At 35.5% G+C, this 12,806-nt stretch carries 8 protein-coding genes; 4 read left to right on the top strand and 4 right to left on the bottom strand.

The genetic code is table 11. The features are described from left to right. Positions 1 to 87: 87 nt before the first annotated feature. Positions 88 to 1,185 carry a response regulator gene (locus HBN50_RS05175; RefSeq protein WP_273868455.1) on the bottom strand — a complete coding sequence of 366 codons (1,098 nt, stop codon included), beginning with the start codon at positions 1,183 to 1,185 and terminating at the stop codon, positions 88 to 90. Positions 1,186 to 1,369: 184 nt separating this feature from the next. Here HBN50_RS05175 and HBN50_RS05170 point away from each other — a divergent pair, with 184 nt between their 5' ends. Genes HBN50_RS05170 through HBN50_RS05155 form a run of 4 tightly spaced genes read left to right on the top strand, consistent with a single transcriptional unit; the run spans position 1,370 to position 7,140 of the window. Next, positions 1,370 to 2,317 (top strand): methylenetetrahydrofolate reductase, encoded by a 948-nt coding sequence (locus HBN50_RS05170; protein WP_273868454.1) that lies wholly within the window; start codon positions 1,370 to 1,372, stop codon positions 2,315 to 2,317. 10 nt (positions 2,318 to 2,327) lie between these two features. Then, on the top strand, positions 2,328 to 6,044 hold the full coding sequence (metH, locus tag HBN50_RS05165) for a methionine synthase (protein ID WP_273868453.1): 3,717 nt from the start codon (positions 2,328 to 2,330) through the stop codon (positions 6,042 to 6,044). Beyond that, entirely contained in the window at positions 6,045 to 6,485 is a 441-nt protein-coding gene (locus HBN50_RS05160) for a hypothetical protein (protein ID WP_273868452.1), read from the top strand. Beyond that, positions 6,475 to 7,140 carry a hypothetical protein gene (locus tag HBN50_RS05155; RefSeq protein ID WP_273868451.1) on the top strand — a complete coding sequence of 222 codons (666 nt, stop codon included), beginning with the start codon at positions 6,475 to 6,477 and terminating at the stop codon, positions 7,138 to 7,140. Before HBN50_RS05160 ends, HBN50_RS05155 begins: the two co-directional genes overlap by 11 nt. Here HBN50_RS05155 and HBN50_RS05150 read toward each other — a convergent pair. From HBN50_RS05150 to HBN50_RS05140, 3 genes are all read right to left on the bottom strand, one after another. After that, positions 7,123 to 10,341: a hypothetical protein gene (locus tag HBN50_RS05150; RefSeq protein WP_273868450.1), complete on the bottom strand. Its 3,219-nt coding sequence runs from the start codon at positions 10,339 to 10,341 to the stop codon at positions 7,123 to 7,125. The two genes, HBN50_RS05155 and HBN50_RS05150, sit on opposite strands and share 18 nt — an antisense overlap. A 100-nt stretch (positions 10,342 to 10,441) precedes the next feature. After that, complete coding sequence (locus tag HBN50_RS05145; protein ID WP_273868449.1) at positions 10,442 to 11,908, bottom strand: hypothetical protein; 1,467 nt, start codon at positions 11,906 to 11,908, stop codon at positions 10,442 to 10,444. Between the two features lie 21 nt (positions 11,909 to 11,929). Then, positions 11,930 to 12,802, bottom strand: coding sequence for a hypothetical protein (locus HBN50_RS05140; RefSeq protein WP_273868447.1), 873 nt, complete (start codon positions 12,800 to 12,802; stop codon positions 11,930 to 11,932). Between the last annotated feature and the right edge of the window lie 4 nt (positions 12,803 to 12,806).

Raw genomic sequence — 12,806 nt, 5'->3', positions numbered from 1 at the left:
TCCAAAAAGATTCTATCAGGAATAAAATATTTATCCAATACTTCTTTCCTAGAATTAAGCAGGTAATAATGGCCGAGTGTTTTAGTTTTATTGCGTACTAAACTTTTCAAGTGCCTTTTTCAAAACTTCTCTATTCAAAGGCTTTGAAATGTAATCTTTCATACCTGCCTCTAAGCAAGCCTGCTTATCTCTTTCAAATGCTTCAGCAGTTAACGCAATGATATAAACAGAAGGGTCATGTGAAAGGATTTCTTTTGTCGCTTTGATTCCATTGATATCTGGTAATTTAATATCCATAAATATCAAATCAAATTTTTCATTTTGCGAAAGATTAATCGCAGACTCTCCACTTGATGCGAATTTAGGAAGGATTCCAAATTTATTCAGAAATGCTTCAATCACCTGTTGATTAACAGACATGTCCTCAACAACAAGAACATTTACCTTTGAAAGATCTCTATGCTTGTCCTCAAGGATTACCTGATCAATTTCATTAACTTTAAAATCAAATGTAAATTTTGTGCCGATATCTTTTTTGGACTCTATTGAGAAAGAGTAGTCATGATGATCCAAGAGACTTTTAACTACAGTAAGCCCAAGACCTACTTTTCGAATGTCTGAATTTTCATCTTGCCCACGATAAAAAGGCTCAAATACCTTTTGGATTTCATCTTCATCTATCCCTCTTCCCGTATCTGAAATAGAGAACTCAAAGAGATCATTTTCTTTATAAACACCCTTCAGTCTCACTTCTCCCATTTCAGAGTAAGAACAAGCATTATCAAGTAGGCATAAAAGAATCCTTCTCAAGTGGCTCGTATTAATGCGAGCTATTCGATCGAGTGATTCAAGATCTAAAATGAAAGAGATTCCCTTCTCTTTCATTTTAAGATCATAATTAGAGCAAACTCTTCGAATAAATGACTCTAAATTCACTTTTTCAAAAGAGCTTGCGACTCGGCCATTATTTATGGCCGTAATTTCTAAAACACTATCAACAAGCTCTAGAAGCTCTTCACCACATTCCTTTATAATATTGAGCTTCCCTCTTTGATCATCATCTAGTTGACTCATTAGCAACAGATCTGACATCCCTAGGATTCCATTTAATGGAGTTCGAACTTCGTGACTCATAGAAGTGATGAAGTTTGAGAAATCTGTAGAATCAAGCTTTTTCAATTTCATGAGATAACCATAGTTAAGAGTTTTTACAAATAGTCCTTTCGGTAAGTATAATTGTTATTCTATGCCTTAGGTGAATATTGAGTATATTTTAAGGTAACTTTTATCGAAGTAACCTTTCCCCCTATAACATAGAGGGTTTTAAGCTTATAATTAAGAGAAATTGTCTTTAGAAATTGGATAAAAAATGAAAGTAATCGATCACATTGAAAAAGCCGGAAATAATGCCTTATTTAGTTTTGAAATTGTCCCTCCTCCAAGAGGTAGAAACGTTCAAGACTTAACAGATATCGTCAAAGGGCTTGAGCCTTATAATCCTTCTTGGATTGATGTTACGGCCCATCCAGCTGGAGCTTATTACAATGAAAATCCAGATGGAACAATTGAGCGAAAGATTTTTAAAAAGAGACCAGGAACAATCGGTATCTGTGGAATTATCCAAAACCGTTTTAAGATTGACACTGTTGCTCACCTACTAACTCAAGGTTTTACAAGAGAAGAGACGGAAGATGCTCTTATTGAATTAAACTACCTTGGAATTCATAACGTTCTTGCTCTTCGCGGGGACGGATTAAATTATAATAAAAAAGTTTCTGCCAATAGATCAGTTAATACTTATGCTATTGATCTAGTTAATCAAATTCAAGATATCAAAGAGGGTCGTTTTTTAGATGAAATTTCAAATGCTCGTCCTCTTGACTTTTGCATGGGTGTTGCTGGTTATCCAGAGAAGCACTTTGAAGCACCAAATATGAAATTCGATCTTCAATGGTTAAAAAAGAAAGTTGAAGCGGGTGCAGATTATGTCGTGACGCAAATGTTTTTTGATACTTCGAAATACATTAACTTTGTTAAACAATGTCGAGAAGAAGGAATCAATGTTCCTATCGTGCCTGGACTCAAAGTTCTAAAGAACATGAAGCAATTGACGACAATTCCAAGAAATTTCTATATTGATTTTCCTGATGAGCTTGTTGACGAAGTGACGGCCAATCCTAAGCATATTGAAGAAATTGGTGTTCGCTGGGCCATTAGACAAAGTGAAGAGCTTTTAAACTTTGGAGTTCCTAGTCTTCACTTTTATGTAATGAATGATACAGAGTCTGTAAAAGAAGTTGTTAAAAAGTTTTACTAATTGGAAAAAAATGAAAAAGTTAACTTCTCGTGGTAACAAGCTTAAGAAAATATTAGAAGAGAGAATTGTGTTTCTGGATGGTGCCATGGGCACGATGATTCAACAATACAAACTAACTGAAGAGGATTATCGTGGAGATCGTTACAAAGACTTCCCTCACGATTTAAAAGGTAATAATGATCTTCTCAGTATCACTCAGCCTCAAATTATCAAAGATATTCACAAAAAATATCTCGAAGCTGGTTCAGACATTATTGAAACGAATACTTTTAGTGGAACGAAGATAGCTCAGGCTGACTATCATCTCGAAGAAGCTGTTTATGAGATCAATAAAAGATCTGCTGAGCTTGCTAAAGAAGCATGCCTTGAATTTATGAGTAAAAATCCAGGTAGAGAATGTTTTGTAGCTGGAGCTCTAGGTCCAACAAATAAAACAGCTTCCATTTCACCTGATGTAAATAACCCAGCTTATCGTGGTGTTACCTTCGAAGAGCTTGTAGAAAATTACTATTATCAAATAGAGGGTCTTGTTGATGGTGGAGTCGATATCATTTTGCCTGAGACAACATTTGATACTTTAAATATTAAGGCAGCAATCTACGCTATAGAAAAGTTCTTCGACGACAAAGAAGAAAGACTTCCGGTAATGCTTTCTGTAACAATAACTGATGCTTCGGGAAGAACTCTTTCAGGACAAACAGTTGAAGCTTTCTGGAACTCAGTTCGTCATGCTAAGCCTCTTAGTGTGGGAATTAACTGTGCCCTCGGTGCAAAAGAAATGCGCCCTTACATTGAAGAACTATCACAAATAGCTGACTGTTTTATTAGTTGCTACCCTAATGCAGGACTTCCTAATCCCTTAAGTGATACCGGTTATGATGAAACGCCAAACGATACTTCTAGCCTACTTGAAGAATTCGCTGACTCTGAGTTTTTAAATCTAGTTGGCGGTTGTTGCGGGACGACTCCGGCGCACATTAAGGCCATCCGCGATAAATTATTTGATAAATCACCAAGAAAAATAAAGTCTATAAAAGAAGCCCTCTTTTTGAGTGGGCTTGAGCCTCTTAATATTTCACAAACAGAGAATAGACCATTCTATATGGTTGGAGAGAGGACAAACGTAACGGGCTCTCCGCGCTTTGCCAAACTTATTAAGAATAGTGATTTTGAGGCTGCGCTCGATGTTGCGAGAAGTCAGGTAGAAAATGGTGCCAATATCATTGATATAAACTTTGACGAAGGCCTGCTCGATTCTAAAGCTTGCATGATTAAATTTTTAAATCTTGTCGCAAGTGAGCCAGACATCTGTAAAGTTCCTATTATGATTGATTCTTCAAAATGGGAAGTCATCGAAGCAGGACTTAAATGTATTCAAGGAAAAGGAATTGTAAATTCAATCTCTCTTAAAGAGGGTGAAGAAGTTTTCAAGTATCAAGCTCAAGAAATTATGAGATATGGTGCAGCCACTGTCGTCATGGCCTTTGATGAAAAAGGGCAAGCGGCAACAAAAGAAGATAAAATAAGAATTTGCAAGAGGGCCTACGATATTCTTGTTGATGAAGTTGGTTTCCCTCCTACTGATATTATCTTCGATCCAAATATTCTAACTGTTGCAACAGGTATTGAAGAACACAATAACTATGCCGTCGACTTCATTGAAGCTGTTCGAGAAATTAAGAGACTCTGTCCTGGTGCTCTAACAAGTGGAGGGGTATCAAATATATCTTTTTCATTTAGAGGAAACAATGTCGTTCGAGAGGCCATGCATTCGGCCTTTTTATATCACTCAATTCAAGCTGGACTTGATATGGGTATCGTTAATGCTGGAATGCTTGAAGTTTACGAAGATATTGATAAAGAATTACTCACAAGAGTTGAATCAGTTCTTCTTAATAAGCACGACAATGCGACAGAAGAGTTGATTGAGTATGCAGAAAAAATCAAAGGTTCTGGTAAAAAGAAAAAAGAAGAAGAATCGACGTGGAGACTCAATTCACTAGAAGAGAGAATTTCACACTCAATTGTTAAAGGGATAACAACTTTTATTGAAGAAGATACTGAAGAGGCTCGTCAAAATCTTGAAAGACCTCTCGATGTCATCGAAGGGCCTCTCATGAATGGCATGAAAGTCGTAGGGGAACTTTTTGGTGCTGGAAAGATGTTTCTTCCACAAGTTGTAAAGAGTGCAAGAGTTATGAAACAAGCTGTTGCCTATCTCGAACCTTTCATGGAAGAAGAAAAGAAAAATAATGCCAATTCTCGTCAGCAAGGAACGTTTCTAATTGCTACCGTAAAGGGTGATGTTCACGATATTGGTAAGAATATTGTAGCTGTTGTACTTGCTTGTAATGGTTATAAAGTTATCGATTTGGGCGTTATGGTTTCTTGTGACAAGATTATTGAAGAAGCGAAAAAACACAACGCAACGATTGTTGGACTCTCTGGACTCATTACCCCTTCTCTCGATGAAATGATTCATATTGCCAAAGAATTTGAAAGAGAAGGCCTAGAGACACCTCTTCTTATTGGAGGGGCAACGACAAGTAAGGCCCATACAGCGATCAAGATTGCTAAACACTATAGTGGACCAATTGTTCATGTCGCCGATGCATCACTAGTTATAGAAGTATGTAATAACCTTGTTAATCCAAGTAAAAAAGAAAAATACATAAGTGAGCTGAAGGCTGCACAAGAAAAAACTCGTATTCACTTTCAATCAGGTACAAAAAAAGATCGAGTCATTGACTTTAACACTGCTCGTGAAAATCATTTCATTACAGATTGGAATAAAATAGAAATATCAAAACCTGATTTCACAGGTATTAAAACTTTAAAAAAGATTCCTCTAGAAGAGATCGTTCCCTATATTGATTGGTCTCCTTTCTTTTGGACTTGGGAACTGAAAGGAACCTACCCTAAAATTCTCGGTCATGAAAAATATGGGGAGCAGGCAAGAACATTATTTCAAGATGCTTCCAAGATGCTAGAGAGAATTATTGAGGAAAAGCGTTTTAACATAGAAGCAACTTACGGAATTTTTCCTGCTAATTCAGAAGGAGAAGATGTTCACCTCTATTTAGACGAATCGAGAAATTCTAAGATCGAAACGTTACACTTTTTACGTCAGCAAAAAGAAAAAGTTGAGCATGGACAAGCCTATCGCTGCCTAAGTGATTACATTGCTCCAAAAAGTAGTGATCGTCTCGACTATATTGGAGGATTCATTGTTTCCGCTGGTCGTGAAGTTGATGAATTTGCCAAGCACTTCGAAGATATGCACGATGATTATAACTCTATTCTAGTTAAGGCCATCGGAGACCGCGTTGCCGAAGCGACAGCAGAATATCTACATAAGAAAGTGAGAGATCATTTTCAATACGGTAAGAGTGAATCTCTCAGTAATGAAGAGCTCATCAAGGAAAAGTACAGAGGAATAAGGCCCGCTCCAGGTTATCCAGCCTGCCCAGACCATACAGAGAAAGAGATTTTATGGAAAATTCTAAACGCAGATAAAGAGAGTTCTGTCACATTGACTGAAAACTTTGCAATGAATCCTCCAGCATCTGTTTCAGGTCTCTATTTTTGTCATCCAGAGGCAAAGTATTTCAATGTAGGAAACCTAGGGAAAGATCAAATCACTGAATATGCCAAAAGAAAGGCCATGTCGGTTAGCGAAATTGAAAAATGGCTCGCACCAAATCTTGATTATGATCCGGAGTCCTAAGTGAATATTGAAGACGTTTTAAAATCGAAAGAGGAAAAAGAAAAGTGGGTTAATCTCTATGAAAAAGCTAGAGAAACCCTTCCTCTACGTGATGTTAAAGACGAAGAGCTTCTCAATCTTTTAAAAGAAAGTCAGACACTTGAACAATTTTCAACTCTCTTTCTCTATATCTTTCGTTATGGAAAATCGAATCCCAATGGAAGAAATGCCATCATTACCTTTTTTGAATACGTTGATAAATCTAGCTATTCCCTATCTGAATGGATTAAAACAATTCAAATATTTGATACATGGATAAAAGAGCAAGAACGATCAACAGATTTTTTAAAAATGATTGGCTACTTGCAATGTGCAGATCAAAGTCCCGACAATATCAAATTGACCCATGACTTTGATTATCTTGTGAGTGAAATGCTTGAAAGATATGGATATGATGGATAAAAGACTTATTACAGGAATAGGAAGTCTTAACTTTAACACAGTTGAAGAATCAATCCACTTTACAACAAAATTTGACATTCCCTTTCTCCCACAACTCCCTCACCTCGAAGGGAATATGATTGATCAAATGAATTCATTGACAAGTCTTTCTCTTATTGAATTTTCAAAGATTGAAGCACAGAAGGTTAAAATACAGATTCCAGGGCCGATTTCATCAGACCTAAATATAGATGCCATAAAAGAGTATTTCCTTTTTCTCTACAGAACTCTCAAGCATAAGGAGCTTATCATCTTTGTTGATGAACCCTATCTACCAGAGATAAATCAAGAACTTGAAGAACTGATTAGCTTTATAAGGCAATTTGGGGAGTGCGGTCTTCACAGTTGCTCTAAGCGCATAGTGGATCTAAAGAAATTAAATCTCGATTACTACTCTTTCGATGCCTCTCTTGAGGAAAGATTGGATTATGGGCAAGCTAAAACACTTGTTATTGGAATTATTCCTACAGATAAAAAGTATGATATTGAAAAGCTTAAAAAAATTAAGTTAGATGATAGAAGAGTCCTTTTAAGTCCAGCTTGTGGCCTAGCAGATAAAGGACTCGACTCCTATCAAATATTAAAAGATTTATTATATTTAAAAGCTAACATCTAGAGACTCTCCAACTTCTTTTAAAATCTCCTGATTGAATAAATTGAATTCATCATCAATAATAGAGTACTCTGCCTCATCATAATCGAGCCCGCGAATTTTGTTCTCTAAATCATGTGGTAAGCGACCTGACTCTGTAATTGCTGAGACGATTTCTTTTTTCCTAGAAACAAACTCTTTAATAATATCAATATACTTTCCTCTATACTTGTTATCGATCAAGTGAAGTCGCATTTCAACTTCTGTCTGATCTTTCCCTGTTAAAACATAAGCAATATCAGAAGCAATCTCAGGATGCTTAGGATTCAACTCACCTACTAAAGCAGAAAACTCATGAACAGCATTATGAGCATAATGAAGCGATAAAATAGAATTTGTTAGATTAAATAGCTCAGCCCCACGTACTTTCTTCTTCAAAGAAATCATTCGATGAGCATATTCTGTTACTTTCTTAATAACCTTAGGATCATTTCTAAATTGATAGCTATGGTCTTTAACCTTCGCTCTAGCTAGTTCAATTCCAACTTCTTCCTTAGCAAGTTCATTAAAACAAAGCATAAAAGAAAAAGATCTACCGCTAGCAGCACATTTCTCTTCGCCTAGGGTATAACCCTGATTTATAAAGCGTACAACTTTATTGAGGTTTATATTAGATTTAGCAGCTAGCTCAGCTAAACTGCCACCTGACTCTAGATAGCGGTAGGTAACATTTGTTGAAACTAGACCTAAGTTGGCAATGAGTAATGTCTTAAAGTGTTTTCCAACAAATCCAGTATTTTCAAATTGCTCTTTTGCTACACCAGTGAGTTTGAATTGCATCTTACTCAGTAGCTTCTCTTTTGATCTTAATCCTCTAATAAAATCTCTAAGCTCGGCCTTAAACTCTTTCTTCTCAAGACGATCAAGAGCATCTCTTCTAGGTCTTAATTTACTATCAGCAAGAAGTGATTCTGTTTTTACTAAAATATCATTTTGAGCTTTACTTAGTTCTGATCTACTACCTGCCTTTTTAAGTTCATCTCTTAAAAACTCTAGTCGCCTATAATCAACGGCCTGCATATCCATAACATCGTAGAGCCTACTTTTAGTAGAGAGTTCTTCAAAGCCATTTCTAGCAAACGAGTGAGTCGATACAGTTTTCTCTTTACGCAATTCTTCTTTGAGCTCATTTAATGATTGAAACTCGTATTTTTCTTTTATATCTAATCTCTTTCCATCTTTAAATTTAGTTAGATTTACAATTTGAGCTTTACCATTTTCAAATGATTCATAATTAAATTCTTCAAGGGCCTTTTCCAGTTCTTTTATCCGATCAAATGACTGCATTCCCTTATCCACAGTGACTGAAATTTCGTCTCTATAAGATGAGTAATCATCCATCCATTTTTGTACTTTCTTTAGTGCTTCAGCTCCATCTTCAGAATCGAGAAGCTCTTTATTTGAAACATGAGATAAAATCCCAAGAGTTTCCTCTCCAGATTCTCCATAGACATGAAATGCAGGGAGTTTAGATCTGTTCTTATCCATAAGATATGCAGTTTTTCTTTTTGTTTTGAATTTATCGACACGGAGCTCGTACGATTTTTCATAATACTCATGACGATTCCAAAGTCCTGTTAAATAAGCTTCACCGTCTTGTCTTATAATTAACTCTTGGTTTGTTTCTCCACGTTTTACACGAGAAAATTTAGTATTCATTGCTGATTCTTCAGCAGTATAGACTCTAGACTTAGCAGAATGCTTAATTAATTTTCCAATACCAGCTGTTGCGACAGTCAAAACGGCGTCTGTCCCACTATCAGAAAGAAGATCCGTTTTAATATTTTTCATTTCGATGACACTCTTGTAGTCTTCCCATCCACCGATATTAAGAACTTCTGATATTTTCTCTGACTTACTGGCAAGGTAAGCATTATGAATACTTTCACCTGTTAAAATAGCTCCACCAGTAGCGATGAGACCAGTTCCAACAATATTTCCTACTCCTACAAATAGTTGACTGATACCTCCAAGGGCCATCATAGAGAGACCAACACCAGTTTTCCAAGAGAAAGAACCGATCTCTTCGCGTGGATAGTTTTCAACGAGATGACAATATGCCCCCTGATCCTTTGCCATTTGAAGATCAAAATTTTTATCGTAAATATTGTCATCAAAAATGGCCTTAACTAACGAATCGTTGTGATGGAGGTTTTCTCCATTAGATTCACAAAGCTCCAGCATTCCTTCACGGATTCCATTCAAATAATCTGAAAGATAATCCTTAATCTCACTTTTAAATTTCTTTGAATTAATTAGGCCAAGAACATGATTATCTAAAACAACTTGATAAGAAGGACTTAAAATGACACTTGATAAATCAACAATAGATCCACTATTCTCAAGAGAATTCATAGCTTCACTTAGAAATTTTGTCGACAGACCGTCTAATAATCTCTTCGTCAATTCAGAAGCGACGATTTTAATATTCACCCAATCGGCAATATCAAAATCGTTCTCATATTCAAAAAGAAGCGGTGAGCTTTGAAAAATAGGAATCAATGTATCATTGATCACAGCTATTTTTGGATCAAATTCCTTTTCGATATCTTCTCTTCTTTCGGCCTTTTTATTGATTTGATAATAGCCCCTTCCCGAACTTCTAACGAGTAGATCTGAAAGTCTTTTCTTCTTTTGTAATTCCAATTTATTTCTCAAATCGAGAAAATACTTAACCCTAAGAGCATTGAAAAAGAGATTCGAGATAAAGGCATCACTTATTTCTTTGTCTTCTGTAATATCAGTTGGAAGAACAAGAGAGAGCTCTTTTAGTTTATTATTACTTTGAATACATTGATAAACATCTTTAACAATAGACTCATCTAGATCGAGATTGGAAACACCGTAGTAAGCTTCTTGTGCACTAGATGCTTTTTCAAGTGCTTTAATCGTAAGGTCACTTGAGAAGTGTTTAGAGTTTTCTATTTTTTTATATTTGAATGCTTGGTAGTAATTATCAAGTAGATCATTTACGCGAAACTGATGGGCAATTCCCTTACTTTCTAGTTTATGAAGAATCACCTCTCCATACTTTTCTCTAACACTTTCCCTTTGGGCACTAATCTCTAGGTTCTCATAGAACTTACAAAAGGCCGGTGTTGCCAGAACTGCCGTTTGGCTTAATGAGAATAGTAGAAGTGCAGAAAAAGTTTTCTTCAAAGACATAAGATCCCCCAAAATATTCATGGAAGATATTATGCAATAACGAAACCAACACTAAATAGCGAAAATCACGAAAAGACTATGTCTAAATAATTTACACTGGCTACATACGTGACATTTTGAGAAATCCATCTTTTGGCCAGATTTTATCGAGACTTGCGCTCTCTTTTTCAAGCCTTTCAAACAGATCTCCAACCTTAGCTTTATATCTCTTAGAAAAGTCTTCATTTGCTAAGATAAATTTTAAGGCCCTATCATGAAGAGATTTAACAATTTTTGGGTTATTCTCTTTAACAGACTTCTCTCCAATAAAAACATCTAAAAACTGAGAATCTTTCGAAGATTCATAGTAAGAATTAACTCTTCTTGAAACAAGGGTCGATTTTTTTAAATTAAGATATTCAGACTTCGCACTTTCAACCTCTAGATTATTTAAAGAGAGATTATATGACCCTTGTGACTTTTCATTCAAAACGAAAGTTTTGATTTTAATACTTGTCTCTAGATTCGATAATTGTGCACTTAACATATCATCGATATTCAATGAAAGAGAAGATATTGGATATTGCCCGATTGTTCCATTTACAGAAACGGCATTATTCTTACCTTTGTGTATAACCAATCGAAGATTGACTCCTCTAATGCCCTGATCAACGATATCACCTTGCATTCTAAAGACTGTTTTATCTGCATTTAAACTAGGATTAGATGTAAGGTTTTTGACACCAGCGACAAATTCTTTATTTTGATCTTTTTTCTTATCTCTAATCCAAATCTCTTTAAAAAGGATTTTGTGACTGATCTTTTTATCTGTATCAAAAAATGCTTTATGAATCGTTAGCATTAACTTATTCATCATACCGAGACGTTGGTCGAGAAGTGGTCTAAATGAAGCCGCTAAAAGACTTTCTTTTGTTGCAGAGATAGTAAAGAGACCTCTTCCACCTTCAGACATTGGTTTTTCAGCAATTTTTTTTATATCAATAAGCTCTAGAACTTTTGAAATTTTCTCTTTCTTAGCAAGTTTAATTTTTCGACAATTTCTCTTTGAGCGCTTACATGTTTTTAATTCACTCTTTGAGACCTTTAGTGATTCGATAATAGATGAAACTTGATCTCCATTAATTTCATTAATTTTATCTTGAAGCTCTAAGATAAACTTATCCATATTTTCTTTATTCAAAAGGTCTAGGTTAGCACTTACTCCTGGAGCAGCCCCTTCAAAGAAAGTTAGCTTTTTAATCCCTCTAAATTCTAAAAAATTAATTACTGTTTGGTCCTGCTCTTTCATTCCCAATCGAGCTTCACCTTCTTCAAATATAAGAAAAGGCTCTTCACCATGAAAAGCAATTGAAATGTCTTTCATCACTAAATGCTTACTCTTTTCATCAAGCTCGAATGAGCCAAGAGTAACATTGAGTCCAATTAGTGAAGATAGAGATTCTACAATTTGGCGATCGACAGGATCAGATTGAGTAAAGACTTTCTTTTCTGTCTTTAGAAAAACAAAGAGGCCAATAATAAGAATAAGAACCGATGCACAGATAAGTATAGTTTTGTTTATTTTCATAAACAAAGTATAACAAATCGCTTACTTGCCTGGGAACTGGACAGTTTTTACACCATTTTTATTTGTCACAATTTTGATCTCTTTTCCAGAGTTTGAAACGTAAAATCCTTTAGGATTTGTTGCTCCAACAACAGAGAGATCAAGTGTCCAATTTCCCTTATCAAATGTCTTCGCTACAGAATGAAGAAATTGACCATTTAGGTAGAGAAAGTCATCTCCAGAAGACTTGATATAACTAACTTCATCTTTTTTATTAAAAACAAGTCTCTCATTAAAAACTGGGTGTAAAGCAGGGTCTTGCTTTCTTGAATCCTTCTCTTTTTCAACCGAGAGAAGCTTCTTATTTACACCATCATTCAAATAGATTTCTTTACCATTTTGGCTAAAAGCAATTGAGTTAATCGGATTAATTTCTTTACCTGAAATAACCGACTGTGGTCGTATGTTTCCAGAGTATTTCGTTGAAAATACGAGAACTTGCTTACTAGAGCTGCCCCTATTGAGTACGGCAACCGTATCTCCTGAAGGGTCTACAGTGACAGCTTCAATAAACTTGAGGCCAGTTTTAGAACCGGCGTAGATATTTTCTTTACCGTCCTTTCTAACGACGAGAATATTTTCCAATGAAAAGACCTCAATCTTCTTTTCTCGGTTGATCTCATAATTCTTTGGAAAGGTATTATTTGAAAGAGATGCTGGAGCTCTATTGTTCTCATTTAAATTAGGAGCAATTGAATAGACTTGATCTAAACAATAAGATGAAATCGAATTGACGGCATCTTCACTTATTTGAGAAGAGTATTTTAACCCTTGATCATAACAACTCAGGGACTCTGCAAAAGCAGAGCCTGAGATAAGTATCGATAAGGCAAAAAGATTGATCTTACTATTCATTTTG

The sequence above is a fragment of the Halobacteriovorax sp. GB3 genome (assembly GCF_028649655.1).
GTDB lineage: Bacteria > Bdellovibrionota > Bacteriovoracia > Bacteriovoracales > Bacteriovoracaceae > BSW11-IV.
This window is presented reverse-complemented; position numbering and strand designations above follow the sequence as displayed.

What these genes read in the sequence shown, in the direction of transcription:
- HBN50_RS05175 (WP_273868455.1), bottom strand. Translation starts at nt 1,185, where the DNA reads ATGAAATTGAAAAAGCTTGATTCTACAGATTTCTCAAACTTCATCACT.
- HBN50_RS05170 (WP_273868454.1), top strand. Translation starts at nt 1,370, where the DNA reads ATGAAAGTAATCGATCACATTGAAAAAGCCGGAAATAATGCCTTATTT.
- metH (WP_273868453.1), top strand. Translation starts at nt 2,328, where the DNA reads ATGAAAAAGTTAACTTCTCGTGGTAACAAGCTTAAGAAAATATTAGAA.
- HBN50_RS05155 (WP_273868451.1), top strand. Translation starts at nt 6,475, where the DNA reads ATGATGGATAAAAGACTTATTACAGGAATAGGAAGTCTTAACTTTAAC.
- HBN50_RS05150 (WP_273868450.1), bottom strand. Translation starts at nt 10,341, where the DNA reads ATGTCTTTGAAGAAAACTTTTTCTGCACTTCTACTATTCTCATTAAGC.
- HBN50_RS05145 (WP_273868449.1), bottom strand. Translation starts at nt 11,908, where the DNA reads ATGAAAATAAACAAAACTATACTTATCTGTGCATCGGTTCTTATTCTT.
- HBN50_RS05140 (WP_273868447.1), bottom strand. Translation starts at nt 12,802, where the DNA reads ATGAATAGTAAGATCAATCTTTTTGCCTTATCGATACTTATCTCAGGC.